The organism is Nocardia sp. NPDC005825 (assembly GCF_040630175.1).
Taxonomy (GTDB): domain Bacteria; phylum Actinomycetota; class Actinomycetes; order Mycobacteriales; family Mycobacteriaceae; genus Nocardia.
Window position 1 is genome coordinate 423,557 of the sequence record NZ_JBEXXC010000002.1, and the last position, 26,917, is coordinate 450,473.

General features: G+C 68.7%; 28 protein-coding genes. 14 read left to right on the top strand and 14 right to left on the bottom strand.

Going from position 1 to position 26,917, the window contains the following annotated elements; genetic code table 11:
- Positions 1 to 17 precede the first annotated feature (17 nt).
- The 8 genes from ABZ382_RS06565 (at position 18) to ABZ382_RS06600 (ending at position 7,208) form a co-directional block, all read left to right on the top strand.
- Positions 18 to 1,034 carry an MlaD family protein gene (locus ABZ382_RS06565; RefSeq protein ID WP_357085069.1) on the top strand — a complete coding sequence of 339 codons (1,017 nt, stop codon included), beginning with the start codon at positions 18 to 20 and terminating at the stop codon, positions 1,032 to 1,034.
- Positions 1,031 to 2,041, top strand: a complete 1,011-nt coding sequence (locus tag ABZ382_RS06570) for an MlaD family protein (protein WP_357085071.1) — start codon at positions 1,031 to 1,033, stop codon at positions 2,039 to 2,041. The genes ABZ382_RS06565 and ABZ382_RS06570 overlap by 4 nt, the downstream gene beginning before the upstream one ends.
- On the top strand, positions 2,038 to 3,006 hold the full coding sequence (locus ABZ382_RS06575; RefSeq protein ID WP_357085073.1) for an MlaD family protein: 969 nt from the start codon (positions 2,038 to 2,040) through the stop codon (positions 3,004 to 3,006). Before ABZ382_RS06570 ends, ABZ382_RS06575 begins: the two co-directional genes overlap by 4 nt.
- A 2-nt stretch (positions 3,007 to 3,008) precedes the next feature.
- The gene (locus ABZ382_RS06580; protein ID WP_357085075.1) at positions 3,009 to 4,106 is read left to right on the top strand and encodes an MlaD family protein; all 1,098 of its coding nucleotides are present in this window, start codon (positions 3,009 to 3,011) and stop codon (positions 4,104 to 4,106) included.
- Positions 4,103 to 5,188, top strand: a complete 1,086-nt coding sequence (locus ABZ382_RS06585) for an MlaD family protein (protein ID WP_357085077.1) — start codon at positions 4,103 to 4,105, stop codon at positions 5,186 to 5,188. The genes ABZ382_RS06580 and ABZ382_RS06585 overlap by 4 nt, the downstream gene beginning before the upstream one ends.
- Positions 5,185 to 6,156, top strand: coding sequence for an MlaD family protein (locus ABZ382_RS06590; RefSeq protein ID WP_357085079.1), 972 nt, complete (start codon positions 5,185 to 5,187; stop codon positions 6,154 to 6,156). The genes ABZ382_RS06585 and ABZ382_RS06590 overlap by 4 nt, the downstream gene beginning before the upstream one ends.
- Before the next feature lie 25 nt (positions 6,157 to 6,181).
- On the top strand, positions 6,182 to 6,811 hold the full coding sequence (locus ABZ382_RS06595; protein WP_357085081.1) for a hypothetical protein: 630 nt from the start codon (positions 6,182 to 6,184) through the stop codon (positions 6,809 to 6,811).
- Positions 6,812 to 6,872: 61 nt separating this feature from the next.
- Positions 6,873 to 7,208, top strand: a complete 336-nt coding sequence (locus ABZ382_RS06600; protein WP_357085083.1) for a hypothetical protein — start codon at positions 6,873 to 6,875, stop codon at positions 7,206 to 7,208.
- A gap of 17 nt (positions 7,209 to 7,225) precedes the next feature.
- Here the strand turns inward: ABZ382_RS06600 and ABZ382_RS06605 are convergent, their stop codons facing one another.
- The 3 genes from ABZ382_RS06605 to ABZ382_RS06615 are packed head-to-tail and all read right to left on the bottom strand — an operon-like array spanning position 7,226 to position 10,518.
- Positions 7,226 to 8,230, bottom strand: coding sequence for an adenylate/guanylate cyclase domain-containing protein (locus ABZ382_RS06605; protein WP_357085085.1), 1,005 nt, complete (start codon positions 8,228 to 8,230; stop codon positions 7,226 to 7,228).
- A 48-nt stretch (positions 8,231 to 8,278) separates the two neighbouring features.
- A complete protein-coding gene (locus ABZ382_RS06610) occupies positions 8,279 to 8,944 on the bottom strand; it encodes a DUF305 domain-containing protein (protein ID WP_357085086.1) in 666 nt (221 codons plus the stop codon).
- Positions 8,941 to 10,518 (bottom strand): hypothetical protein, encoded by a 1,578-nt coding sequence (locus ABZ382_RS06615; RefSeq protein WP_357085088.1) that lies wholly within the window; start codon positions 10,516 to 10,518, stop codon positions 8,941 to 8,943. The genes ABZ382_RS06610 and ABZ382_RS06615 overlap by 4 nt, the downstream gene beginning before the upstream one ends.
- A 266-nt stretch (positions 10,519 to 10,784) precedes the next feature.
- Between ABZ382_RS06615 and ABZ382_RS06620 the strand changes: the two genes are divergently transcribed.
- From ABZ382_RS06620 to ABZ382_RS06640, 5 genes are all read left to right on the top strand, one after another.
- A complete protein-coding gene (locus ABZ382_RS06620; protein ID WP_357085090.1) occupies positions 10,785 to 11,402 on the top strand; it encodes a DUF4232 domain-containing protein in 618 nt (205 codons plus the stop codon).
- Positions 11,403 to 11,501: 99 nt separating this feature from the next.
- The gene (locus ABZ382_RS06625) at positions 11,502 to 12,638 is read left to right on the top strand and encodes an FAD-dependent oxidoreductase (RefSeq protein ID WP_357085092.1); all 1,137 of its coding nucleotides are present in this window, start codon (positions 11,502 to 11,504) and stop codon (positions 12,636 to 12,638) included.
- A gap of 180 nt (positions 12,639 to 12,818) precedes the next feature.
- The gene (locus ABZ382_RS06630) at positions 12,819 to 13,466 is read left to right on the top strand and encodes a hypothetical protein (protein ID WP_357085094.1); all 648 of its coding nucleotides are present in this window, start codon (positions 12,819 to 12,821) and stop codon (positions 13,464 to 13,466) included.
- Positions 13,463 to 14,185, top strand: coding sequence for an alpha/beta fold hydrolase (locus tag ABZ382_RS06635; RefSeq protein WP_357085096.1), 723 nt, complete (start codon positions 13,463 to 13,465; stop codon positions 14,183 to 14,185). The genes ABZ382_RS06630 and ABZ382_RS06635 overlap by 4 nt, the downstream gene beginning before the upstream one ends.
- A 33-nt stretch (positions 14,186 to 14,218) precedes the next feature.
- Positions 14,219 to 14,803 (top strand): DUF1353 domain-containing protein, encoded by a 585-nt coding sequence (locus ABZ382_RS06640; RefSeq protein WP_357085098.1) that lies wholly within the window; start codon positions 14,219 to 14,221, stop codon positions 14,801 to 14,803.
- Here ABZ382_RS06640 and ABZ382_RS06645 read toward each other — a convergent pair.
- Positions 14,703 to 15,245, bottom strand: coding sequence for a DUF6817 domain-containing protein (locus ABZ382_RS06645; RefSeq protein WP_357085100.1), 543 nt, complete (start codon positions 15,243 to 15,245; stop codon positions 14,703 to 14,705). The genes ABZ382_RS06640 and ABZ382_RS06645 overlap by 101 nt on opposite strands.
- A 143-nt stretch (positions 15,246 to 15,388) precedes the next feature.
- Between ABZ382_RS06645 and ABZ382_RS06650 the strand changes: the two genes are divergently transcribed.
- Positions 15,389 to 15,889 carry a hypothetical protein gene (locus ABZ382_RS06650; protein WP_357085102.1) on the top strand — a complete coding sequence of 167 codons (501 nt, stop codon included), beginning with the start codon at positions 15,389 to 15,391 and terminating at the stop codon, positions 15,887 to 15,889.
- Positions 15,890 to 15,937: 48 nt separating this feature from the next.
- Here the strand turns inward: ABZ382_RS06650 and ABZ382_RS06655 are convergent, their stop codons facing one another.
- The 10 genes from ABZ382_RS06655 to ABZ382_RS06700 form a co-directional block, all read right to left on the bottom strand.
- Entirely contained in the window at positions 15,938 to 16,246 is a 309-nt protein-coding gene (locus tag ABZ382_RS06655) for a hypothetical protein (protein WP_357085104.1), read from the bottom strand.
- Entirely contained in the window at positions 16,183 to 16,974 is a 792-nt protein-coding gene (locus tag ABZ382_RS06660) for a hypothetical protein (protein ID WP_357085106.1), read from the bottom strand. Before ABZ382_RS06660 ends, ABZ382_RS06655 begins: the two co-directional genes overlap by 64 nt.
- Positions 16,975 to 16,990: 16 nt before the next feature.
- Complete coding sequence (locus tag ABZ382_RS06665) at positions 16,991 to 17,395, bottom strand: PaaI family thioesterase (RefSeq protein ID WP_357085108.1); 405 nt, start codon at positions 17,393 to 17,395, stop codon at positions 16,991 to 16,993.
- 260 nt (positions 17,396 to 17,655) lie between these two features.
- On the bottom strand, positions 17,656 to 18,519 hold the full coding sequence (locus ABZ382_RS06670) for an alpha/beta hydrolase (RefSeq protein WP_357085110.1): 864 nt from the start codon (positions 18,517 to 18,519) through the stop codon (positions 17,656 to 17,658).
- 136 nt (positions 18,520 to 18,655) lie between these two features.
- Positions 18,656 to 19,273: an MlaD family protein gene (locus tag ABZ382_RS06675; protein ID WP_357085112.1), complete on the bottom strand. Its 618-nt coding sequence runs from the start codon at positions 19,271 to 19,273 to the stop codon at positions 18,656 to 18,658.
- A gap of 277 nt (positions 19,274 to 19,550) precedes the next feature.
- A complete protein-coding gene (locus ABZ382_RS06680) occupies positions 19,551 to 21,344 on the bottom strand; it encodes a C39 family peptidase (RefSeq protein WP_357085114.1) in 1,794 nt (597 codons plus the stop codon).
- 372 nt (positions 21,345 to 21,716) lie between these two features.
- Entirely contained in the window at positions 21,717 to 22,658 is a 942-nt protein-coding gene (locus ABZ382_RS06685) for a 3-methyladenine DNA glycosylase (RefSeq protein WP_357085116.1), read from the bottom strand.
- Positions 22,655 to 23,719 carry a hemolysin family protein gene (locus ABZ382_RS06690; protein WP_357085118.1) on the bottom strand — a complete coding sequence of 355 codons (1,065 nt, stop codon included), beginning with the start codon at positions 23,717 to 23,719 and terminating at the stop codon, positions 22,655 to 22,657. The genes ABZ382_RS06685 and ABZ382_RS06690 overlap by 4 nt, the downstream gene beginning before the upstream one ends.
- Entirely contained in the window at positions 23,712 to 25,088 is a 1,377-nt protein-coding gene (locus tag ABZ382_RS06695; protein ID WP_357085119.1) for a hemolysin family protein, read from the bottom strand. Before ABZ382_RS06695 ends, ABZ382_RS06690 begins: the two co-directional genes overlap by 8 nt.
- Before the next feature lie 357 nt (positions 25,089 to 25,445).
- The gene (locus ABZ382_RS06700; protein ID WP_357085121.1) at positions 25,446 to 26,882 is read right to left on the bottom strand and encodes a GuaB1 family IMP dehydrogenase-related protein; all 1,437 of its coding nucleotides are present in this window, start codon (positions 26,880 to 26,882) and stop codon (positions 25,446 to 25,448) included.
- Positions 26,883 to 26,917 lie beyond the last annotated feature (35 nt).

Consider the following 26,917-nt stretch of genomic DNA (forward strand, 5'->3'; position numbering starts at 1 on the left):
TGTACGGATTGCCCGGTGTGGCAATGAATTCGCGGTCCTCGCGCCGCACCGGCGTGGTCGCCGCCGCGGTCGTGGCGACCGCGCTGGCGGCGGGCGTCTGCACGCAGGCGCTGCGCGGCGATGACGCGCTGCGCGTGCAGGTGGTCGCCGAGCAACTCGGCGACGGCATCGTCACCGGTTCGGATGTGCGCCTGGACGGCGTGCTGGTGGGGTCGGTCGAGTCCATCGAGGGCGCGGGTTCCGGCCGGGTGCGCATGATGCTGGCGCTCGACGAATCCCGGCTGCCCGGTGTCACCGATTCCCTGTCGCTGCTGGCCGCGCCGGGCAACCTGTTCGGCATCAGCGAACTCGACCTGCAGCGCGGGACCGGTGGCGCTCCGCTGCGGTCGGGCGCCGTGATCGAGCTGACCGGCGCTGCGGCGCAGCGGCTTTCGGATGCGACCACCGGCGCGCTGCTGCGACAGCTGGGCCGCTCGGTCAACCAGGTGCTGACCCCGGAGCTGGCCGAGGTGCTGCGGCAGGTGAGCACCGACTCCAAGGCGTTCACCCCGCTGTTCGAGGCGCTGGTGACCACCGCCCGCACCCTGGCCGACACCCAGCGCTACGCGCCGTCCTATCTGATCGGGCAGTACGCGTCGCTGCTGCTCGGGCTGCCGCCGTTCCTGACCGGCACCATCGAACTGCTCGACAATCTCGACCGCATGGAGGCGCTGCGCACCGATCGCGTTCGCTTCGACAAGACGGTCGCCGCGATCGCCGACGACCTGCTGCCCGGCGCGACAAACACTCTCACGACCGCGCGTGACTATCTCGGCGACTACGCGGGCCCGCTGACCCCGCTGCTACTGGCTCTCGGCGGCGCGGTCTCCACCCCGTTCCGCTCGAGCGCGGAGCTGCACGAATTGCTGACCCGGCTGCGCGCGGCCATGCCCGACGGGCCCGACGGGCCGGCCGTGAACCTGCGCGTCACGCTCAGCGGAATCCCGGTGCTCTCGGCGGCCCTGCCCGGCCCGGCCGCGGAGGCGGGCCGATGAGGAGTCTGAGCGGAATCGCCTGGCGGATGGCGGCTTTCACCCTCGCCATGGCCGTATTGCTGGTCGTCGTCGTGCGTGCCATCGAGCGTCCGGTCGCGGACGCGGGCACGACGTACACGGCGGTGTTCAGCGATGCCAACGGCCTCAAGACCGGTGACGACGTCCGCATGTTCGGGGTGGCGGTCGGCAAGGTGAGCGCCATCGCGCTGGACCCCGACTTCCGGGCGCGGGTGCGGTTCACCGTCCAGCCGGGCCATCCGGTGTACACCGCGAGCACCGTCGCCATCCGCTTCCAGACCCTGGTCGGTCAGCGGTACCTGGATGTGCGGCAACCCGATTCGTCGGGACCGGTGCAGCCGGCGGGCAGCGTCATCGACCTGCGCCGCACCCTGGGGTCCTTCGACATCACCGCGCTGTTCAACGGTTTGCAGCCGGTGCTGGCCGAGTTGTCGCCCGCGGCGGTCAACCACTTCACCGAGACCATGCTGGCTGTGCTGGACGGCGACGGCACCGGGATCGGCCCGGCGCTGGCCGCCATCGAGAAGGTGTCGTCGTATGTCCGCGACCGGCAGTCGGTGCTGGCGGTGCTGCTCGCGAACCTGCGGCAGATCGCCGTCCGGCTCGACGGGCGCTCGCTCAACGCGATGACGCTGCTCAACGGGATCGCCGACGTGTTCAACGCGTTGGAGGACAAGATGACCGGCCTGATCGACTTCGTGGTGACCGCCCCGTCGGTGCTGACGCCGATCGACGCCCTCGCGGCCACCCTCGGCTTGACCCCCGAGCGAAACCCCGACCTGGAACAGGCGGTGCGCACGGCGTTCCCGGACCCGCACGCCGCCGCCGACGCGCTCGGCAAGCTCCCCGGGCTGCTGCAAACCCTCGACAGCGTCGTCCCCCGCACCGGACAGGAGGTGAACCGGACATGCTCGAACGGCAAGGCCGACGTCCCCGCCGCGCTGGCGATTCTGATCGACGGCCGGCGGGTGTCGGTGTGCAAGCGATGAATCCGCGACGGCGCGAAGTCCGGCTCGGCCTGCTCGGCCTGGGACTGGTCGTGGTGGTGGCGGCCGGGTCGGCGGTGGTCTACGAACTGCCGCTGGGCAAGCACACCTATCACGCGGACCTGTCCGAGGCGGGGTCGATCAAAGTGGGTGACAGCGTGCGGGTGGCGGGCATCCCGGTCGGCTCGGTGCGCGGGCTGGAATTGCTGGCCGATCGGGTGCGCATGACCTTCACCGTCGACGGCGACGTCTTCCTCGGCGATGCCACCACCCTCGACGTCCGCATGCTGACCGCCATCGGCGGCCACTATCTGGCGGTGCTGCCCGCGGGGCAGAAGCCATTGGGAGACACGGTTATCGCGCAGGATCGGGTCCGGCTGCCCTACAGCCTGATGCAGGTGTTCCAGGACGCCGCACGACCGGTCGGCGAGATCGACGGCACCACCGTGCGGAAGAACTTCGCGGCGCTGTCCTCGGCCATCGCGGCCGGACCCGACAGCGTGCGCCGGCTGGGACAGGCCGTGGACACGCTGGTGGACATCATGAATACCCAGCGCGACGACATCTCGCGGGTACTGGCCGTCGCCGACGAATACGTCACCGCCGTCGACCAGCACAAGGATCGGCTGTTCGGGCTGATCAGCGCGCTGCGGCGGGTCGAGGATGCCATCTTCGTCCGCGAGCACGAGATCGTGGCGGGGCTCACGGTCACCAATCGGCTGCTGGCCCGGCTGACCGCGTTGCGCCCGGCGTGGGACGAATCGCTGAAACCGTTGGTGGACAAGGTCGCCGAGCTCATCCCGGAGCTGACCGAACTGGGCACGAACACCAGCGCGGCGCTGGCGAGCGTGCAGGACACGCTGCAGCGGCTGCAACAGCTGATCAGCCCGCAGGGCGGGATCACCGTCGACCAGTCGGACCGGACCCTCGACGGGATCTGTATCCCGCTGCCCGGAGCGGGGTGCTGACCATGAAGCGAATACTCGGATCCCGCGGATTCATGTCCATCGCCGGAGTCCTGGTGCTGGCGGCGCTCGCCACGGCGGCCTACCTCGTGGTGCTGTCGCCGCCCAAGGCGATGCGCGCCTACTGCGCGACGCTTCCCGACGCGATCGGGCTGTACGTCGGCAGTCACGTCACCGTGCGCGGCATCCCCGTGGGCACGGTGACCGCACTCGCGCCCGGGGAGCGGAGCGTACGCGTCGAATTCGACGTGGACGCCGATCATCCACTGCGCGGCGAGGTCTCGGCCGCCACCATCGCTACGACACTGGTCGCCGACCGCGAACTGGCCGTCCTGTTCGACGGGAACGCGCCCGCGACCTGGGACCCGCACCGGTGCGTCACCCGCACGCTCACCGCCAAGAGCATCACCGAAACCCTCGACGCCGTCTCGAAACTCGCGACCGAGCTGGGCGGCGGCGCGGACCCGGCGCAGGCGAACCAGCTCCACGACGGCGTCGACGCGCTGCGGCGGGCGACCTCCGGCACCGGGCCCGCACTCAATTCCCTGATCAATGAACTCGGGACGGCGCTGCGGTCCCCGGACGCCGCCACCGGGCACCTCGGTGAGCTGATCGACGCGCTCTCGGCGCTGTCGCAGACCCTCGACATCCACTGGGACGACGTGAAAGCGGCCATCAGCCGGCTGGCGCCCGCGTTCGACTACATCAACAACACCATCTTCGCGCAGGCCATCCCGATCATCGACCGCGTCGGCGCCCTGCTGGCCTGGGCCAACTCCGTGATCCGGCCGCTCGGCGGACCGCTGCTCGACGGCCTCCAGGCCACCGTGCCCTACCTGCGCATGCTGGCCGCGAATGTCGGTTCCATCAAGGAGATCCTCACCATGATTCCGCCCGTCGCCGCCGCCCTGGGCCGCGTCGCCGATCCGGGCGCGGGGGACCCGGCACTGGCGTGGAACACGCCGAAAGTCGCACTGGCGCAGCCCGATGCCGAGCGAGTGTGCGCGGCGCTGAACGCGCTGTCGCCGGGGCACTGCGTGGGCGACCACCCGGGCATCATCGGGCTCTCGCAGCTCGTGCTGGCGGCGGCGGGTGCGCGATGAACCGGGATCGGGAGCGAAAGCCGGTGCCGGACTGCCGACTCCGGTGGGGGAGCCGGGTCGCGCCGCTGCTGCTGACCGTGACCCTGGCGGCCGGCTGCGGATTCGACCCCGCCACCGTGCCGGTGCCCGGCGCGACGGTCGCCGGCGACACCTACCGGGTGCGCATCCAGTTCGCGAACGCGCTGAACCTGCCCGCCCGGGCCAAGGTGATGTCCTCGGGCGTGCGGATCGGCAGCCTGGTCTCGGTGCGGGTGCTGAACCCGACCGCCGACGCGCCCGGCATGGCGGTGGCCGAGGTCGACATCGAGCGGTCGGCGCGGCTGAGCACCGCGACCACCGCGCAGCTGCGCCAGAACACGATCCTCGGCGACGTCTACATCGAATTGACCACGCCCGCGGGCGCATCCGGCGCGGACCTCGGGCCCGAGGGCGTGATCGGGCTGGCGCAGAGCAAACCCGCGCTGCAGGTCGAGGACATCATGTCCGGGATGGCCACCTTCATCGGCACCGGTGCGGTGGGCCAGTTCCAGGACGTCGTGAACCGGGTCAACGCCACCATGCCCGGCGATCCCCGGGACACCGCACGCATCGCGGGCGTGGTCGGCGCGGATCTCACCGATATCGGCGAGCACCTCGACGCGGTCAGCGCGCTGGGCCACGGCATCGAGGACGACCTGCGGGTGCTGGAGGAGAACGGGTCCCGGCTGAGCAACCTGCTCACCCCCGCCGAGGCGGCGCAGGTCACCGCGTCGGCGGCCTCGGTGGTGCAGCTGCTCGGAGTGATCGGCGCGCTGGGCGGCGTCGCGCACGGCATGGAGTGGCTGGCCCCGGTGGCCGCCGCCGGTGACAGCGCGGCCAAGGCGTTCGTGCCGCTGGCGTTCACCAGCCGCCCGTTCGACCTGAGCGCGCCGTCGAACCTGAACGCGCTGGTGTCGCTCGTGCGCGACAAGATCATTCCCTGGGCCGAGCACGGACCGAAGGTGAACGTGACCGGCATCGACGTCGAGGCCGCGCCGATGCCGCACGACGAGCAGGTCACCCGGATCATCGACACGCTGCGCATGATCGGTGTGGTCCGGTGAAACGCGAGTCCGTCGTCTCCCTGGGTGCGATCGCGGCGGTGTTCGCGCTCGGCGCGGGCTACCTCACCGTCGACGTGGTGCGCGTCGACTGGGTGCACGACTACACCCGGATCAGCATGGCGCTGCCGAATTCCGGTGGGCTGCTCCCGAAGTCGCCGGTGCTGTACCGCGGCGTGCGGGTCGGCGACGTGACCGCGGTGCACACCGCCGCGCGCGGCGTGGTGGTGAACCTGCGCATCGAACACGGCTACCGGCTGCCCGCGTCGAGCGCGGTGGTGATCGAGAAGCTGTCGGCGCTCGGCGAGCCCTACCTGGACTTCCGGCCCGGAACCGACGCGGGCGCACCGTATCTGAGCGACGGGCAGCGCATCGCCGCCGAGCAGGTCCGCCTGCCCGCGTCCATCCCGGAGGTGGCGGACTCGCTGACCCGGGTGCTCGAGCAGGTCGACCCGCAGGCGCTGGGCGAACTGGTCTCGACCCTGAGCCAGGGGTTGTCCGGCACCGAGCAGGTCATCCCCGAACTCGGGCGCTCCACCGGCCTGCTCGCCGCCACCCTGCTGGCGCGCTCGGAGAAACTGCGGGCCCTGCTCGAACAGTTCCAGCGGGCGGGCGGCGATCTCGACTGGGCCGGACCGGGTTTCGCCGAGAGCGGACCGTTCTGGGGTCAGTACGGCGGCAAACTGCGCGAGATCGTCGACGTGGTCGAGACCATGGTCCGCAATCCCGAGGGCGGCACCATGCCCGAGGACTACGTCGGCGGGGACGGGCTGCTGCCGTTCCTGAACCGGCTCATCGCGTTCCTGCGGGACAACGGGCCCGAGCTACGGCAGCTCGCGCCCGCCCTGCGCCCCCTCATCGACTCCGCCACCGCCTCGGCGGGGCAGCTCGATCTGAGCGGGCTGATCAGCCAGGCGCTGCACGGCACCGCCGACGACGGCGCGCTGCACCTGCGGATCAGCGTCAAGTAGCACCACCACTCACCGAGGAGACACCATGGCAGCATCCGACGAATCGACCGCGACCGGCGGCGAGACACCCGAACCGGCCCCGGCTTCCGGGCCCCGCCCGCTCGCGCGGCGCAGTGTCCGGGTATCGGTGGCCACCCTGGTCACCGCCGGGGCCGGCGCGCTGCTGGTGGCCGCGACCGCCACCTTCGGCGTGCTGTGGGGCATCACCAGCGGCCATCTCGCCGACCGCGATGCCGCGGCCGCCGACGAACGGCAGGCCGAACGAGTCGCCACCGACTACGCCCTGGGCGCCTCCACCATCGACTACCGCGACCTCAACGCCTGGGTCGGCAAGCTCAAGGGCAACACCAGCGGCGAACTGGCCGCCAAATTCGACACCACCGCGCCGAAACTACGCGAGGTCCTCACCCCCCTGCGCTGGACGTCCTCCGCGACTCCCGTCGCCGCCAAGGTCATGTCCGACGAGAACGGGGTCTACAGCGTGAACGTCTTCCTCAATGTCACCTCCACCAGCGCCCAGGCCCCCGACGGCGGACTGACCACCGTGGTCTACAAGGTCACCGTGAACAAGGGCGCGGGCTGGAAGATCACCGAGGTGGGCAGCGACGCCAGTCCGGCCGCCCAGAACACCGCACGCGGGGGTACGCCGAAATGACCGCCTACCCAGACAATCCGGGCGATATCGCCGCTGGGCCGGCCTCAGGGGCTGACACCCGATGAGAACGGCACCCGGATGGCAGGCTCGCGGGCCGGTCGAGCACAGTGCGAGCTCCGCGGCCACCGATGCCCGAGGACTGGCGCAGGCGATCGGCCCGAATATCGTTGTGGAAGAGACTCGATCGCGGGACCACCTGCGGCGAGCGCTCGGCGCGGCGCTGCATCACGACGCGAGCATCGTGGCTGTCGAACTGGTCGAGCTGGTACGGGATCGGTCCTATGCCGCCGCGGTCACGGCGGCTGCTTCAGGGCTCGACGCTCTGTTCGTGCTGGCTTCGGTCTGGACCGACCGACCTCGGAACCAGCCACCGCGCAAGCAGATGCACACGCGGTGACCCATCGGTCGGGTCCGCTAGCGCCGCTTGCGCTCCCGGACCACGTGCGACCGCAGTCGCGGGATGCCCTTGACCCGGACGCTGCGCAGATGCCGCAGGGCCAGGGCGTCGTCACCGTCGAGTTCGGCGGCCGCGCCGTCGTCGACCAGCACCGTGCCCGGGCGGGCCACGCCCGTGAGCCGGGCGGCGACATTGACCACGGTGCCGTAGAGGTCGCCGAAGCGGGTCAGCACCGGGCCGTAGGCCAGGCCCACCCGGATCTGCGGCATCTCCGAAATCGTCTGAGCCACACGGGCGATCGCGGTGTGCATCTCCAGGGCGATGCGGGCGCCGTCGCGGGGCTTCTCGGCGGCGAACATGACCTCGTCGCCGACATTCTTGATCACCCAGCCGCCGTGCGCGGTGATCACCTCGGTGGTGGTGGTCTCGAAGGCTTCCAGCAGCTCGGTCAGCTCGTCGGGGTCCAGGTGCCGCGACAGCCGGGTGTAGCCGACCATGTCGGCGAAGCCCACCAGCAAATGCCTTGTCGCGCCGTCGGATTCGTGGGTGCGGCTCAGGGCGGCCGCCATGTGCCGCTGCCAGGCGTAGTCCTGCAGTTCGGACAGCACCGTGACGGCCCGGGTGGTGGCCTCGCGGCGCAGCTCCGGCGTCACGGCCTGCCCGGCCGCGGCCAGCTGTTCCTCGATCTCGCGGTTGATCAGATCGGCCTGCCACTCGGCCAGCCGCGCCATCGCCTGGCCGACGGTGCGGGCCGCGGCGATCTGGCTCTGCTCGCTGGTCACCGTCGCCGGGTTGAGTTCCGCGAAGGCGCGCACGGCGGCGACGTCATTGTCGGTGAACGCCACCTCGTCGTCGGTGGCCGCGGCCGGAAAGCCCAGGGCCACCCACAGTTTGCGGGCCCGTTCCAGCGGCACGCCGGACATCTCGGCCACCTGGGTGCGGGTGTAGCGGCGGGGGCCGCCGAGCAGGGAGTGTTCGACCACGGGGTCGACCGTCGCGGCCGGCTCACCAGATTCGATCATGGGCTCAGTACAGCACATCCGCGGCCGCGCGCAGGGGTGTCCCGCCTCTCACGACAGGGGCTGCGCATTGCGCTGCGCGAGCATGATCGTCATCAGCCCCGACTCCTGGGACTGGGCGGTGACCATGCCGCGCGCGGCCTCCTTCACCGGCCCCGAAGCGACCAGCTCGTCGGCGGCCTTGGCCATGGCCACGCCGCCGCGATGATGGCGCAACATGAGCTGCAGGAACAGGACTTCGGCGTCCTTGCCGCGCGCGGCGGCGAGCGCGTCGAGTTCGGCCTGCGTGGCCATGCCCGGCATGGACGTGCCGTTCGTGCCGGGCATGGCGGTCATCGAATGATCGTGCGCGGCAGTCGATGTCATCCACGCCATGGGGTGGCGGGAATCGGGCGAGGCGTTGGCCAGGCGCAGCCAGCCGAGCAGGGTGCCGATCTCCATCCGCTGGGCGTCGGCGATCTGCTGGGCCAGCTGCCGCACGGTCGGATCGACGCCGGAATCCAAGCGCTGCACCATGATCAGGGCCTGCTCGTGGTGCGCTGTCATGTCCTGGCTGAACCCGATCTCGACCGCGTCGAGCACCGGTGGCGCGGCATGGGTGTCGGGGATCAGCAGCGGGCGCAGCAGCATTCCGGCGGCGAGCAGCGCGACGGCCAGCGCGGCGACCGCCAACCGGCGACGCGACCGATCCCACAGGCGGGCACGGCGTTCCGTCATGAACCGACCACGGACTGCTGGTCGGCGGGCGGGGTGTACACGTCCTCGGCGAGCTGCAACACCATGAACCCGTTGTCATTGCAGGTGGCCCAGAGCTGGCTGCCGTGCCACTCCGGCGGCGAGAAGCACCAATCGGTGGACAGGTCGCCGAACGCCACCATCCCGGTGCGTGAGGACAGCGCCTGGTTGGGGTCGAACTTGCCCTCCAACATGGCCCGCGCCGCCGACGGGAACTCCATCAGCGGGAAACCGATCAGCGAGGCCAGCGCGTGCGGCGAGTTCCACAGTTCCAGATTGCGGCCCTTGCGCGCGGGCGGGTTGAAGTACGCGATCTCCTTGGCGTGGAACGGATCCCGCACGTCGAAGACCCGGATGCCGGACTCCTCCCAGCCGCAGGCCAGCGCGGTCGGGTCGTTCGGCCGATCGGCGGCGCAGTAGTGGGCGTCGTAGGAGAACACCGAGCCGCCCATGGCCGAGGCCATCGCCGAATCCTGATTCTCGGGCAGGTTGATCTCCAGCTTGAGCTTGGCCGCCACCTGCGGGTTGGCGTCGTCGGAGACGTCGATGAGCTTCACCCCGCCCGCGCCGCCCTCGTCCACGGTGAACAGATACGGCTTGCCGTCGTAGGTGACCGGGATGCTGTGCTGGGTGGCCCAGCCGTCGGTCCAGAACACCCGTCCCAGATGGGCGACCTGCGGATTCGGGTCACGCCGCTGCACCGCGCTGATATCCATGACGGTGAATCCGCCCAGCGCCGAGAGGTACATGCGATTGCCGTCCGGGCTGATGCCGAAACCGTGCGCCTCGATGCCGGTCAGGCCCTGCCAGATCACGTGCGGATTCGTCGGATCGGTCAGGTCGACGGCGCTGACGAAGCCGGGGGCGATGCCCGAGGCCCAATAGGTGCGGCCGTCGGGGGAGAAGCCGCCCTCGTGGGTCGTGATCGGCAGCGGCATCAGCAGATTCGTGCCCGCGCCCGGGTTCAGCAGCCGGGGATGCGCGCAGTCGGAGATGTCGTACACCGACAGGAATCCCGCGCCGGTGCCGACCGGAACACCGGTGCCCACCAGGAGTTTTCGTTCGGCATTGACCTTGAGCGACTCCCAGGTGCCCGCGAGCATGGCGGGCTCGGTGAGACTGCCGGTCTCCACCGGGTTCGCCGGATCCGACACGTCCAGCACCTGCACGCCCTGCGCGGGGCCCAGAATGTTGCCCGGGAACAGTGATCCCGTGTACGAGCAGTGGTCGTAGGTCGTCGAGGTGATGCCCGCGCCCTTGCCGACGTACCCGCCCACGAACGACAGATTGCAGCGGTAGCCCAGCGTGCTGCGGCCGCTGTTGCGATCGTCGGCCGGAACATCGCCCTGCAGGCCCTTTTCCGGCAGCGCGTCGGCCCCGCAGTCGGCGCGCGGCACCGAGGTCCGGCCCACGTCGAAGAACTGCTGCACCTGAGTTTGGATGTCGGACTGCAGGTCCGCGGACGCGCCCTGCATCGGCAGCACCGCTGCTCCCATCAGCGTCACCGCCAGCACCGCCGCGGGCTTGGACCGCCGCATACCCGTGAACCGCCTCATCGCGGTACCCCCGTCTTCTGTCGAGCCCTGGAATCGGCCGTGACCGGTGGCACAGTCCTCGTGCGATGTGGTCACGGTTACATGTCGAACGCTAACTCATGAACTGACCGCTCGGTAGATGTGGGGGCAAAATTGTCTGTGACAGTCGTTGCCAGTGGGCGCTCGGTCCGTCGCACGGGTCTGAAATCTGTTGTCGCGGCGGTTAACAGGGCCGGTCGCCCAGTCGATCTTGAAAGGCTGCGATGATTCGACGACGGAGGTGGGCGATGCGCTCTACGGGATTCACGATGCTGTTGGCCTGCACGGTGATCGCGGGCGTCACCGGCTGCTCGGACGGGGCCGCTCCGACCACGACGCCGCGCTCGGCGATCCCAGCCGTCTCACCCAGCGCCGGTAGCCCGAGTGCCGGAAACCCCGGCGCGGCCCCCACCGGCAATCCCGCGCCCGCCACCACGCCCGCGGACACCCCGATCGCCGCCTGCGCCCCCGGCCAGGTCGATATCACCGCCACCGGCCTGGGCGCGGCCATGAGCCACCACGGCATCACCCTCACCTTCTCCATCGCCAACCCCGCCCAGGCCTGCACCCTGAAGGGCTACCCCGGGCTCGACCTCACCACCTCCACCGGTGAGGTCGTCCACGCCGAACGCACCACCTCCGGCTATATGAGCCCGCAACCCACCGGCGACCCCGAACCGACCGTTGTCGTCAAGTCCGGTCACCCCGCCAAGGCCATCGCCGAATCGGTGGCCTGCGGCGTCTACGGCAAATCCGACCCCAAGGTCGTCAAAACCCAAGTCACTCCGCCCAACTCGACCGACACCCGCGTGGTCGACGAGGCCCTCGACACCTGCAATCTGAAGATCCACCCGGTCACGGCGTAGGCGGTACGGCCGGTGGCGTCGTCGCCGGCGACGACACCGGCGATGATGGTCCGCAAATTTCGGGCACACGGCGGGCGCGATCGGGCGCATACTCGAACGATGCACACCGTTCTGATCCTGGGCGCGGGATTCGGTGGGCTCGAACTCGCCGCGGGTCTGTCCGGGTCCGTGCCGGACGAGGTCCGGGTGACCCTGCTGGACTGTGCCGAAGGGTTCGTCTTCGGTTTCGCCAAGCTGGACGTGCTGTTCCGGGGGCGCACCGTCGACGAGGTCCGGATACCGTACGACACCATCGACCTTCCGGCCGTGGAGTTCCGGCGCGAGACGGTCACCGCGATCGATCCCGGCCACCGGTCGGTCACCACCGATCGAGGCGAGTACACACCGGATACGCTCGTCGTCGCGCTGGGCGCCGAGTACGACTGCGCCGCCACTCCCGGATTCCTCGACGACGGTCACGAGTACTACTCCCTCGTGGGCGTCCACCGGCTGCGGCGACGCCTCGACGCCTTCGCCGGCGGGACCATCCTGATGTCGATCCTGAGCGTCCCGTTCAAGTGCCCGCCGGCGCCGTACGAAGGCGCGCTGCTGCTCCACGAGGAGCTCGTGCGCCGCGATCTGCGCGAGGCGACCCGCATGCGGCTGATCACCCCGATGGATTCACCCATTCCGGTGTCGCCGAGCTCCGACACCGCGATCCTCGGCGCGCTCGCCGACCGTGGCATCGAGTACACGCCCGGAACGCGGGTGGGGGCACTGGACCCGGCGACCCACACCGCGTCGACGCGAGGCGGGGACCTGCCCTACGACCTGTTCATCGGCATTCCCCGGCACCGGGTTCCGGAGGTCGTGCAGGTGTCCGGGCTGACCGCCGGGGGAGTGGACGGCTGGATTCATGTCGACGCGGCCACCTTGGCGACCCCCTACCCCGGGGTGTACGCCCTGGGCGACTGCGCCGATGCGCCCGTGCCCCGCGCGGGCGTATTCGCCGAGACCGCGGCCCGAACCGTCGCGGCCGACATCATCGCCCGCCTGCACGACAGCCCCCACGACGGTCGGTATCTGGGACAGGGCACGTGCCACATCGAGTTCGGCGGGGGCCTCGTCGGGAAAGTCGAAGCGGACTTCCTCTCCGGCCCATCGCCCGTCGCCCCGTTCCTCGGGCCATCCGCCGAATTCGCCGCGGAGAAAGCCGAATTCGCGGCCGCTCGACGGCGGCGCTGGTTCGGGTCCTGAATCGCCGGTGCGGCGGGCATGGTCCCCGCCGGACCCGTCCGGTCCGGAAACTCGGAAAAGCGGTGTGACCGCGTCTTTTTCGATGGTTCTGAATAAATGCGTGGTGGATCGGGGGCATCGGGTTCTACCTTCGTGATCGGCGGTGGGAGAGACCGCCGATCAGTACTGGGGGAGAACTTCATGACCGACACCTTGTTCGCTGACGTGTCCACTTTTCAGGCGCCCGTCGACGACGACTATCCGTACGAAGTCCTGTCGTTTCGCAGCAATGACGGCACATTCCGCGACGACCACTTCGCACACAACTATCGATGGGCCACCGCCGCAGCCGATTCCGGGCGGCTGGCGTGCTTCATCGTCTATTTCTACTGGCGTCCGAACTGGCAGGAGACGGTGCGGACCTGCATCGACATGGTCACCGAGGCGGGGGGACCGCACCCGCGGATGATCGTGATGCTCGATGTCGAACAGGGCGGCAATCCGTCCGGCGACCAATCCGACGGGATCAATCGCGCCTATTGGGCGGCCGCCGACTGGCTCGGTGATCCGCGCCGGGTCATCGGGTACGCCAATGCCTCCGACTTCGCGTCGATGTGGCCCACCCGGCCCGAGGGACTGCGTGTGGTGGCGGCGGGCTACGGCAACGATCCGCAACTGCCGGGACAGGTCGCGCATCAATACACCGATGGACAGGGATGGGGTGGCGGACTGCCCGAGGGCTGCGCCCCGTTCGGACCCTGCGACATGAACAGTGCCGACGGGTTGTCGCCCGACGAATTCTCCGCCGCCTGCGGAATCGTCACCGCGCGAACCGGAGTGCGGTCATGATCGACGTCCTCATGGTGCCCGGCACATTCTGCCCGCACGGCGGTGACAACATCAGCGAGGAGTTCCTGCACGACCTGGACCCCGCGGAATTCACCACCCGCATCGTCGACTATCCCGCCGAGTACGGCAGTCCCGGTACCTACGCCGACAGTCGCGCGGCGGGGCGCGAGGCGCTGCTCGGCGCTATCGGTGCGAGCCCGAATCCCGTTGTGCTCGGCGGGTATTCGCAGGGCGCGCAGATCGCGGGCGATGTCGCGGCCGAGATTTCGGCCGGACAGCATCCGGAACTGGATGTGCGCGGGGTGGCGTTGATCGCCGATCCGTCTCGTCCCCGCGGCCGGTGTGTCGGCATCGATCCGGGCGGGTGGGGGATCTCCGGCGAACGGGACACCGGTCTGCCGACCTGGTGGGTCGCCGCCGCCGGCGACCCGATCACGTCGCTCCCGGCGGGAAACCCCCTGCGCAGCGTGGCCGATATGACCGAGTTCTATTCCCTGAGTTCGCCCGAAGCCGCCACGCGCTGGGCTCAGCACATGCTCGACACCGCGACGAACCGCAGCATGCAGCCGTGGTGGAACATCGATCGATGGCAGGACTGGGGCGGCGCGCTGGCCTGGATGAAGGGCTACCTCACCGACGGCCGCCACACCACCGCCTACCTCGCCGAGGGCCACTGCAAAGCGCTCGCCGGCGCCCTGAACCAGGAGCTGGCCCGATGACCGACCGCACCGAATCGTGGCGAGGAGGATTCGATGCCGTTCCTCGGTGAACAAGCCGTGGTCGTCGAGGAGGTCGACGCGGTCCGGTGGCGGTTGCAGGCGCCGCTGACCTACCGCGCGGCCACCGACACCTTCAGCGTGCCGGTCGGTTTCGTCACCGACTTCGCTTCTGTCCCCAGGCCCCTGATCTGGCTGATCCCCCGCTACGGCGCCTACACCCGCGCGGCGATCCTGCACGACTACCTGTGCGAGGTCGCACCCGTCGGCCGCTCCGACGCCGACGGGATCTTCCGCCGCATGCTCCGCGAATGCGGCGTCTCCACACCGCAGCGCTGGATGATGTGGGCCGCCGTGCGTTTCGGCGGCCGTATGGCGGGCGCCGGAGTCCGCGAATGGCTGCGCTTCCTGCTGATCGCGGTCCCCGCGGTGGCATTCCTGGCAGTCCCGTTCCTCATCGACTGCCTGTTCCTGCTGCTGTTCCGGCTCTGCACGGTCACCGCGACGGAAGCGCCTCGGATCACCGTGGCCCGAACCGGTTTCGCCACGCTTGCAGGGCCGCCGGAGACAGGTGATCCGCTGTTCGCGCGAACAGCTGATACAGAGAAGCTCCGTGTATAGCCGCGAGTTCGGTGTTGTGCACCATGACATCGAACTCGTTGGCGGCGGTGATCTCCAGGAACGCGTGTAGCGCGTCGTCGTCCACGTCGTGTTCCCGGCCGGTGAACCGGTCGGTGAACACGGTGGGCGTCGCGCCCAACCGCGGATACACCGCCGACCGGTCACAACTGCCGTACAGGTAGACCAGTTCCTCTGCCCGCGAACCGATCAGGGCGGCCAGCTTCGCCCGCTCCGACACCTCGAGCAGCGACCGATCGAATCCGTCGGTGCCGTACATCGCGTGACAGAGCCCCGCGTACTGGACATCGGTATCCGCGCCCCACCGGGCCAGCAGGTCGGCGACCCGCGCGAGATGCGTCATCAGTGTGCCCCCGGGGTGCGGAATCTGTTCCGCGCCCAGATCGCGGAGGAAAAGCTCGACCCGTTCCCGTTCAACCGCCACCGCTCCAACCTACCCGGGGCCGGTCGCGATGATCAGTGGCAATTATGAGGGTTCGGACTGAAAGCGCCCCCTCGACTTGTTCCGGGAGCTTCTCCCAGTCATCTTGTGTGACGGAAGTATTCGGAATGTGTGAAGGATGTGTAGTGAAGCTCCGTCAGAGTGGACGTCTCGCCGTGGTGGCGTTGGCTGTCGTGACCGTGCTCGGTCTGTCGGCATGCGGCAGTGGTGAGAAGCACCCGGGCCACACGCCCGCCAAGTCCTCGACGTCGAAAACGGCCTCCGGACAGGCATACCCGCCCGCCCCGTCCGCCACGGAGCTGAACACCGCCATGCAGAAGGTCCTCGACCCCGCCGTCCCCGACGCCGAGAAGCTCGACCTCATGCAGGGCATGCAGGCCGACCCGAGCCTCCCGACCCGAATCATCGAGGCCTACAAGCAGAACAACGCCTCCATCACCGTCACCAACGTCGTCGACCTCGGCAACGGCACCCTCACCGCCGACGCCCAGGCCGCCATCGGCGGCGGCGCCCCCCAACAGGCCGTCGTCCCCTTCGTCGCCGAAGACGGCAAATGGAAAGTCCAGAAGGACTGGATCTGCAATCTGTTGTCCCTGGCCAACCAAACCTCGCCGGCCTGCGGCTGAACCCCGGCTTGCTGAGCGCCCGGGCCGGGCACCACGCCCGGCCCGGTCTCACGCCTGGGCGTCGAAATCCGCGAGGGCGCGGGCCAAGTGCAGGTTGTCGACGTCTCGCAACGGGGTGAGGTCGGGCATGTGCTGACGCCCGCCGCGGCAGGCGTCGAGAAGCCGGGTGTGCACCGCCCAGGTCACCAAAGGTGGTTCGGAAAGCAGGGGGAGTAGCGGTTCGATCCGGTCGCCGAGTTGGGAGACCGCCTCGGCGCGAATGTTCTCGCGGAGGTCGGTGCGGGCCAGATCGATCAGGCGGTCGTCGAGGCCGCGGGCTCCGGAGGCCCGAGCAGGTCGGCCACGGGAGCGATCCACTCACGGATCGCCGATTGCTCGTCCTGGAACTCGCCCAACAGGTCGACTTCGGAAGCCCGTGCTGTGCCGGCCCTTTCGCTGTCACCCCGGCCGATCTCGTGGAGCAGCCGCAGCGTGGCCCTGCTGTGGTAATAGCGCAACGTATCGATCGCGGCACACGCGGCAGCGGTGTCGCTGTCGCCGGCGACCCGATGCAAGGCGGGCTCAGCGGCCACCGGCTCGTCCCAGCACAGGACGTCGGCGGCGGTCTTCCGCACCCGCGAGTCAGGGTGGTCGAGGCCCTGGATCTTGTACTGCTGCCACCGCGGTTCCTCGAACGAGAACTCGAGGCCGATCAGCGCGTGCCTGTGCAGCGGATGACGCGGATCGCATGCGACCGGTTCGAGTAGATCGGCCTCGGTGCGTTGGGCCTGCCGTAATACGCAGGCACGCACCACGTCATCGCCCCCGGCCCACCACATCCGCAACGCGGCGCCCTCCGGACACATGCCGGTGCTCTCCAGCACCCGCAATGCCGCCAGCCGCACCGCCCGCGGACGATCCCGATCCAACCCGATCTCGGCCAGCGGCGCCACGGCCCGCGGATCAGCCGACCGCTGGAGCGCATAGGCGACTTCCTCCCGCTCCACTCCACCGACTCCCGGCTCGGCCAACTGCCGGATCAGCCCGAATGTCGCAGACCGATCCGCCTGCTCCCCGATCCGCCCCAAGCCCTCACCCACCGCCACCGCAAGAGCCTCGGGCTCAGTCGCGCACTGGAGCGGGGAAGACGGCGTAGGTGCCCAGGGCCTTGGCGACCAGGCGGCCTGCGTTTCGGATTTCCGATTCCAGGGCGATGACGCGTCGGCCTCGGTTGATCACGCGGGATTCGCATTCGACGACGCCGTCGCGGACGGCGGCGAGGTAGACGATTTTGATCTCGATGGTGGCGCAGGATTCGCCCTCGGCGAGCACGCAATACACGGCCGCACCCATGCCCTGGTCGGCCATCGAATACATCGCCCCGCCGTGCAGCACGCCGTGCGGGTTGAGGTGCTGGTCGGCGACGGTGATCCGGCAGACACTGCGTGCGCCGGGCTGATCGAATTCGACCATATCCAAACCGATGAGCGCGCCGAAGCCGCCGTCGAGATTCACGGGTTTCGTCATATCGTCGGGAGCTTACGCCCCGGACCGCACGGGCTGAGTCGGCATAGCAGCGTTGGGTGCTGAGTGAATCGCTCGATCGGGTGGCGTTGTTTCATCCGACAATCACGGGATCGTTTGTAAGCAAACGTAATTCGTGAGTACCGAAACAATGAGACCGGTCGGCACACGGCCTGGTGCTCGGTGGCGAGGAGCTCGCGGCAGGCGTCGAGCAGGCGGGTGCGGAGGAGGTCGGCGCCGGACTGCCATCGCCGGGAACACGGTCAGGGCTTCAGGAACGCGGTCAAGGCCTCGGCGACGGCGGCCGGGTTCTCCACCTGGGGGTAGTGACCCGTCGCCGGGGGTTCGTCGAGGACGACCAGGTGCGCGCCGGGCAGGCGCTCCTGGAGGCGAGGCACGACATGCGCTCCGCTGACGGGATCGGCTGGGCCCCAGACGAACAGCTTCGGGCCGGGATAGCTCTCCAACGCCGACCGCCAGCGGTCCGCGTGGATCTGCCGATCGTCGATATAGCGCAGTAGCCGGTGTTGAATCCGCTTGCCGTCGTTCATCGATGACGCCAGCCACATGTCGTGCAGCTCGTCCTCGGCCACCTCGCGACCGAGGACTTGCCGCAGCGAGCGCCGATAAGCCGGCTCGCTCGCGAGATGCTGCAGCACGACACCGGCGCGGCTGTGCAGAAGCCGCTGGATCCGGGTCGGCCGGTGCAGGTCCGGATACAACCCGCCGTTGAGGAACCCGGCGGCGGTGATCCGGGACGGGTTGCGGTGCAGCAGTTCCTGCGCCACCGACACCCCGTAGTCGTGGGCGATCAGCGCCGTGGCCTCGATTCCCAGGTACTCCCACAACTGCTCGACGATCGAGGCCTGCTCGGTGATCCGATAGTCGTGCCGCGCGGGCTTCGCACTGGCCCCGAACCCGACCAGGTCCAGTGTGGTGACCCGGCACCCGGCGTCGACCAGCGCGGGCAGCACCGGCGCCCAATCATGCGAGGAGGTGGGGAACCCGTGTACCAGCGTCACCGGCCGACCGTCGACCGGACCGTCCTGACGATGAAAGATCCGGTGACCGCACAGCTGCACGTACCGGCCGCCGGCAATCCATTCGTCGAGACGCGTTCGCACCACGTTGTCCTCACCATCCTGCTCGAGTCGAGTTCCGCCGCAGAGCCAGGCCCGCTCGATCGTACGGGCATCGACGACCGGATCGTGTTCCGACAGGGTTCCAGTAATCGCGGCGGCGATGGTGGCGGGAGCCCGCCATCTATCTCGTCAATCCCAGCAGTGCCGCCATGAGACCGAAGTCGGGTCCGAAGTCCTCCATCTTGCCGGTCCGGCAGCCGTCGGAGCGCATCTGGACGCGCTCACAGAACAGGCTGACGATCTCGCCGGAGAGCCCGGTCCCGAGAAGGGCATGGGTGCGGATGAATCCTTCCTGCCGGTTGACCGAGCGGTCCAGGTTCTGCATGAGCAGCGGCGTCACGTCGACCACCTCGGTCACCCCGGCCGCGTTGTCGCGCAGCTTGTCACCGCCGGTGTAGCGGGGGGTGAGCTCGATGTGCCGGTCGGTCACGATGGACGGCGAAACCAGCGCGGCCTGAACGTTCTTCGGGATGTCGACGCCCTTGTCCACGGTCATGTGGACCTCGACGTACCGGCTGCGGGTGACGACCCGGTCGACCTTCCCGACCTCGAGACCGAGCACCGTGATCGGGTTGCCCTCGAAGACGCCCGCGACGCTGAGGAAGTCGGCGGTGAAGTGCTGGGCGCCGCCCAGCGGGTCCGGCGCCGAGGCGCAGCCGCCGACGACCATGACGGCGGTGGTGACCGAGGCGGTGATGACGCGGGCGCTGACCCCCACCCGTTTCGCCAGTTTCAGCAACGACCTCATTGTTGGCCTCTCGCTCGACCGCGCTATTGCGGAATGTTCTGCTTTAGCGAGAGTAGGCAGAGCCGTTGTTCAGAAGCAATAGATTCTGCTTTAGTTGCGACGCGGGAGAACCTCCGCCTGCAATTCGCTTCCCTCCGGGCACATCCCGGTGCTCTCCGACACGGACAGTGCCGCGCGCCGGACCTCGATCGGACCGCTCGGGTCCAGGCCGATCCGGGACAGCGGCTCGACGCTCCTCGGATCACCGAGCCGCAGCCGCCCGTGTGCGTCAGGGTGTTTTGGTCGCCTTTCCGATCTCGGCGAGACCGTCGACAAGGGTGTGGCCGCCCAACTGCTCCCAGCCATTGCCGGTGATGCCCATGAACTGGATCTCGAGGTCTCTGACCTGGTCGGCGATCCGGGCGGGGAAGGAGATCTGGGGTGGGCCGGGAGGGGCTGCGAAGCCGTCGATGGCCAGCTTCTGGCCGATGGCGGCGACGCCGTCGACCAGTGTCCGCCCGCCCAGCTGCGGCCAGCCGGTGCCGCCCATACCCATCAGCTGGATCCACACGTCGGGGATCTGGCCCGCGGCACCGGTCGGGAAGGGCACGTTGGTCGCACCGGTGGGAGCCCCGAAGCCGCTGATCTTCAGCTTCTGGCCGATGGCGGCGACGCCGTCGACGAGGGTGTGCCCACCGAGCTGCGGCCATCCCGTTCCCGGGGTGAAGTCGTCACCGTCGCCGAAGAATTGGATCCACACGTCACGAACCTGACCGTCGACGCCGACCGGGAACGGCACGTCGACCGCGGTGGTGGGTGCCGCGAAGCCGCTGATCTTCAACTTCTGACCGATCGCGGCGAATTCGTCGACGACGGTTCGCCCGCCCAGCTGGGGCCAACCCGTGCCGGGTGTGTTGTTGCCGCCGTCGCCGAAGAGTTGGATCCACACGTCGCCGATCGGCAAGGTGGGCATGGGTGCCGCGGTAGCCGAGGTATAGCCCTTCGGCGGGATCAGTGTCGCGAGCTGATCGAAGCCGATCCAATATCCGTACGGGCTGAATCCGCTGTCGGCGACCCACACTGCGCGCGGGAACGCGCTGTCATAGCCCATCAACGCGATGTAGTGGAAGACCTCACCGCCGCCGTAGACGGGCGATACCGAACCCTTGACGCCTTGCGGGTAATTGTTCGGCGGGGCATCGATATTCGCGACCACACCGAAGCCGGCGTCGATCGAATTGACGATGTCCTTCCACAGCCGATCCTTCTGGGCGCCGGTCGGCGGGTCGTCGTGCAGATAGGTGTCTACATACTTCGCGGCGGGCAGAATCCTGTTCAGCACCGGAGTGATCAATCCGACGTAATCGGTCCCGTTCTCGGTGGTTCCGATCTCGGTGGCCAAGTATTGCTCGGAGAGATTCACCCCGCACGAATTGCAGACGATCTGGGTCGCCGCGGGACCGCACCAGAAGAACCTCTCCTGCGGGACGATCGACCTGTCGTAGGGGAGTTCCTTCTCCGTCGGTTCCCCACCCGGCGATACCGAAGCCAGCCGGTCATAGATGTCCTGGGCTTCGGACATGCGTTCGTCGTACCGATCGGGGAACGCCGACCGCTGCACTTCCTGCGCATACGAACCGGGTGAATCCGGACCGTTGTAGTCCAGCCTCGCGAGCCGCTCGTAGAACAGCCCTGCCGACGTGGTCGGATTCATACACGTCGCGCAATCCGCCCACCAGTACTCGCCGTTGTCGCCCTGCCGGATCTGTTGCTGGAACACGCCCACCGAGAAGCCGTCGGTCCCCACGGCATCGTGTTCGATCTGCATGGACTCCGGCACCGCCGGATTCGCGTAGATCGTCAAGTTGGACTCGACCAGCCCGGTCGCCAGTGCGATCACGATGCCGCGCTGACTGATTCCACGTCGCTGCCCCTCCGCGATAATCGCTTGAGCGACTTGATCCCGTGTCATAGCTATGCGCCTCCTATGTCGAAAGCAGATGCGCACCCTTCGAGAATTCGCGTGATCGCGAAAAGATTCGGTCGCGTGCGTCGCCGAACGAGCATTCTGAATAAACGGCATGTCGCATATTCCGTTTATCGGGCCGCATTCGAGGTGGGGCAGCACCTCGGAGCCCCCGGCAATCCCCCCCGTCGTTCGTGAACGAGGCCAGTTGGTCTTCTAATTGGGCGCGGACACGCGCGGGCGACAGCAGGAACTGTCGAAGATGACGACGAGTGTGGCCGATCCGCCGACCAGGGACGGATACGTGGCACTATTCCTGTCAGATGCGCCGACCAGGTGCCCTATCCAACCCTGCCCCCCAAATTCCTTAGCCGTCCGAACCTGTAGTCGAATGTGCCAATCGGCCAGTGTGCGGTCGAGATTCTCTGATATTAGTGCACGTCAGCGCCATTCGGAAGCGGGATTAATCCGTCACACCGGTCACGAATATCATTTGTTTGCAAACGCATCGAATCCGGGATGTGATTCGCCCGATCTGGTCAGCAGGTGTCTGGTGGCGTCGAGCAGGCGGGTGCGCAGGAGTTCCGACCGGGCCGCGATATCGGCCTGGCCGCGGACGTATTCGGCTCTGCCGGACGGTGTTTCGATGCGAATGGGCTCGTAGCCGTAGTCCAGCAGGTCGTAGGGGCTGGCCTTCATGTCGAGCTCGCGGGCGGCGCACGCCAGTTCGAAGGCGTCGAACAGCAGGTCCGAGCTGATCAAGGGGGTCAGTTTGAAGCCCCACTTGTAGATGTCCATATTGGCGTGGAGGCAGCCGGGTTGCTCGCGGGCGATCTGGGAGTCGCGGGTGAGGGGTTCGATGTTGAGGGGGACCGCGGCGGGGGTGAAGAAGCGGAAGGCGTCGAAGTGGGTGCAGCGGATCTGCATGGATTCGACGACGGCGTCGGTGCCGGAGGAGCCCAGACGGAGCGGGACCTGCTGGTGGCGGACGTCGTCGGTGCGGTAGACCATGGCCCACTCGTGCAGGCCGAAGCAGGACAGCTGGGCCGGGCGCGACGCGGTCGCGGACAACAGGGAGGCCACGAATTCGATGGTGTCGCGGCGCTTTTCGAGGAAGACGGGGTCGGCGGTCCAGCCGGTGACGGGCGGGCCGTCAGGGGAGTCCACCGAGATCTGGTGGTAGCCGCGGGACCCCGTGTACTCCTCGGCATCGGTCAGCGTGACACCGAAACCCGGATGCCAGCGTTTCAGCTGCGCGGGTTTGTTGCCGTAATAGGTGAACAGGAAGTCGATCACCGGGTGTTTGGTGCCCGCCGCGCGCCGGTCGAGGTACGGGCCGAGCAGCGCGTCGACGCGGGCGCGGTGGGCGGCCGCCCGGTCCCGCCAAGCGGGACCGGACAGCACGGGGGAATCGATGCGGGCGTTCATCATTCGGCGAGACGGTGGGTGGCGTCGCGGACGGTGCCCACGAACTCCTCCACCAGATCCTCCAGCGCCACGATGCCGACGGTATTGCCGCGGCTGTCCACCGCACGACCCAGATGGGAGTTGGTTCGGCGCAGGCGGGCCAGCGCCTCGAACAAGGTGGTGCCCATGCTGACCGTGGGCAGCGGACGGATATCGGTGCGCGGGATCGGGGTGCCCGGCCCCGCGTCCTCGTCGGCGGTCAGGTCGAGCACATCCTTGACGTGGAGGTAGCCGACCAGCGAACCGTCGTCCGCCCGAACCGGGTACCGCGAGAAACCGGTCTCGGCGACAGCGGATTCGATGTCGCCGAGGGTGGTCCCGTCGCCGCGCAACGGCACCGAGCGGGCCTTGGCCAGCGGCACCATCACATCGGCGACGATCCGGTCGCTCGAGCCCAGCGCCTGCGTGAGGCGACGATGCTCCTCCTCGTCCAGCAGACCCTCGGAGCGCGATTCACCGAACATCTCGGCCAGCTCGTCCGACGACACCGTCGAATCCAGCTCGTCCTTCGGCTCGATCCGCAACGCCCGCAGCGAGATATTGGCCGCGAAGTTGTAGACCGCGATCAACGGCTTGGCCAGCCGCAGCCACATCAGGTGCAGCGGAACCAGCAGCAGCGCCATGCGCTCCGGACCGGCGAGCGCGATGTTCTTCGGGATCATCTCGCCGAGCAGGATGTGCAGGATCACCACGATCGTCAACGCCAGCGCGAACGAGATCGGATGCAACAGCGAATCCGGCACGCCCAGCAGATCGAACGGCTGCTCCAGCAGATGCGCCACCGCGGGCTCACCCACCCGGCCCAGCAGGATCGAGCAGATGGTGATGCCCAGCTGCGCCGCCGCCAGCATCATCGACAGGTTCTGGCCCGCCTCGATGACGGTGTTGGCGCTCCGCTTGCCCTGCGCCGCAAGCGCTTCGAGCCGGTCACGGCGTGCGGAGATCAAGGCGAACTCCGCGCCGACGAAGAACGCGTTGCCCAACAACAGCAGGAACGTCAACAGGACGGCGTACAGGTCACCCATGAGTCTGCTCCCAGATCGCGAGGGCCTCGGCGTCGATCGGCCGGATCAGGACGCGGTCGATACGCCGCCCGTCCATCCGCTCGACCGTGGCGATCCAGCCGCCCCGGGTGTGGGTGTGCTCGAGCTGGCTGTTGCCGGGTTCGGGCAGCAGCACCTCGTCGCCGGTTTCGGGGATCCGGCCCAGACGGGTCAGGACCAGGCCGCCCAGGGTTTCGTACTCGCCCTCGGGCGGGTCGTATCCGGTGGTGCGGGACACCTCGTCGATGCGCATCAGACCCGAGCAGTTCCAGCCGTTGGCCGTGCGGCGCACATCGAGTTCCTCCTCGTCGTGCTCGTCGCGCACGTCGCCGAGGATCTCCTCGATCAGGTCCTCCATGGTGACGATGCCCGCGGTGCCGCCGTACTCGTCGACCACCAGCGCGACCTGCATGCCGTCGCGGCGCACCCGCTCGAGCACCTCGTCGCCGTCCAGGCTGGCCGGCACCACGGGCACCTGCTGCGCGATGGACTTCAAGGTGATCTGGCGGCGATCCTTCACCGGATGCACGAAGGTCTGCTTGATGTGCACGAACCCGAGCGTGTTGTCGAGATCGCCGTCCACGACCGGGAACCGCGAGTACCCGGTTTCGCGCGCGGCGTCGATCAGATCGGCGAGAGTGCAGTCCTGATCGAGGGTTTCGATGGTCATGCGCGGCGTCATCAACTCCTCCGCGGTGCGATCACCGAACTGCAGCGACCGATCCACCACCTGCGCGGTGCGCTGATCGAGCGCCCCGTGCAGTGCGGAAGTCCGCACCAGCGAACCCAATTCCTGCGGAGAGCGCGCCGACCGGAGTTCCTCGGCCGGTTCGATCCCCATCCGGCGCACCGCCCAGTTGGCGGCCCCGTTCAGGAAATTGATCATCCACTTGAAGACGGAGGAGAAGGCGATCATCGGGCCCGCGGTCCAGCGCGCGGTCTCCAGCGGCGAGGCGATGGCGATGTTCTTGGGCACCAGCTCGCCGTAGATCATCGACAGCGAGGTCGCGATGATCAGCGCCAGCGCCAGGGAGATGCCCTTCACGGTCCCGACGCCCAGCCCGAACGCGCTCACCATCGGTTCCAGCAGCCGGGCCAGCACGGGCTCGGCGATGTAACCGGTGATCAGGGTGGTGATGGTGATGCCCAGCTGAGCGCCCGACAACTGGAACGAGAGAGTGCGATGCGCCTGGTGCACCTGCCGGGCCCGGCGGTCGCCGTCACGGGCGTGGGCCTCCACGGTGGAGCGTTCCAGAGCGGTGAGCGAGAATTCCGCGGCCACGAACAAGGCCGTGCCGGCGGTCAGAGCGATGAATCCGAGCAGACTGAGAATGGTGAGCAGAACCGACACGGTCAGCACCACCCGGCCGTTTCCGAAGCCGGTATTGCGGGGAAGCCGGGTTTGTCACCCGGCTCGGTAGAGGAGCCCTCCTGTGAAGCGCCCTTGGACGCGGGTGACAACTGGTTCCTTTCGCAGGGGTTGCTGGCGGAGTACGCCACGGATACCCAGTGCCTGGGTCCGGTCAGGCCATGCTACCGGGCGGCTTCGCCGGTTTCCGCACAGCGGGGCCGGATCACAATGGACGGTCGCCGGGAATCGTTCGACGCCGGACCGGCGATGACACGCCGAAGGGGTCCGCACACACGAAACCCGGCGGATCCGAGCGGACCCGCCGGGTTCGAGTTGTGCAGTACTAGCGGGAGACGATCACCAGCCCGAGGGCAGCGGACGGCCCTCGGCGAAGCCGGCGGCCGACTGGATGCCCAGCGTGGCGCGCTCGTGGAACTCGCCGATGGTGCGCGCGCCCGCGTAGGTGCAGGAGCTGCGCACACCGGAGGTGATGTGGTCGATCAGGTCCTCGACGCCGGGACGCTCGGGATCCAGACGCATGCGCGAGGACGAGATGCCCTCCTCGAACAGCGCCTTGCGGGCCCGGTCGAACGCCGAGTCGGTGGCGGTGCGGGCGGCCACGGCCCGCTTGGACGCCATGCCGAAGGACTCCTTGTAGCGGTTGCCGTCGCGGTCGACGCGCAGGTCGCCGGGCGACTCGTAGGTGCCCGCGAACCAGGAGCCGATCATCACGTTCGAGGCGCCGGCGGCCAGCGCCAGGGCCACGTCGCGCGGGTGACGGACGCCGCCGTCGGCCCACACGTGCTTGCCGAATTCCTTGGCGGCTTCGGCGCATTCGGCGACCGCGGAGAACTGCGGGCGGCCGACGCCGGTCATCATGCGGGTGGTGCACATGGCGCCGGGGCCGACACCGACCTTGATGATGTCCGCGCCCGCCTCGATCAGATCGCGCACGCCTTCGGCGGCGACGACATTGCCCGCGACCAGCGGCACACCCAGGCCCAGGTTCGCCACCGAACGCAGCGCCTCGATCATCTTGGTCTGGTGTCCGTGCGCGGTGTCCATCACCAGCACGTCCGCACCCGCGTCGACCAAGGCCTTGGCCTTGCCCGGGATGTCGCCGTTGATGCCGACCGCGGCCGCGATGCGCAGCTTGCCGTTCGCGTCGACCGCGGGGGTGTAGATGCCGGCACGGATGGTGCCGGTGCGGGTCATCACGCCCGCGAGAGTGCCGTCCGAGTGGACCAGCACGGCCAGGTGCGCGTGCCCGGCCTCGAGCATGTCGAAGACGTCACGCGGCGACGTGTCGGCCGGGACGGTGACGAAGCTGGTGTCGACGACGGTGCTCAGCCGCGCGAAGCGGTCCACGTCGGCGCAGGCCGCCTCGGTGACGACGCCGACCGGCTTGCCGTTCTCGACCACGACGACCGCGCCGTGGGCGCGCTTGTGGATGAGGGCCAGCGCGTCGGAGACCGACTGCTCGGGATCCAGCACGACGGGGGTGTCGGCGGTGAGCGAGCGGCTCTTGACGAAGGCGATGGTGTCCGCGGCCGCCGGGATCGGGAGATCCTGCGGCAGCACCACGATGCCGCCGCGGCGGGCCACGGTCTCGGCCATGCGACGGCCGGCGACGGCGGTCATGTTCGCGACCACGAGGGGGATGGTGGTGCCGGTCCCGTCCGAGGTGGACAGGTCGACATCGAAACGGGACGCCACATCCGTCCGGCGGGGGACGAGGAAGACGTCGTCGTAGGTCAGGTCATAGGGCGGGGTCTGCCCGGGAAGAAACTGCACGTTGGACCATGGTAGCTGAATGCTGTGCGTTCGCC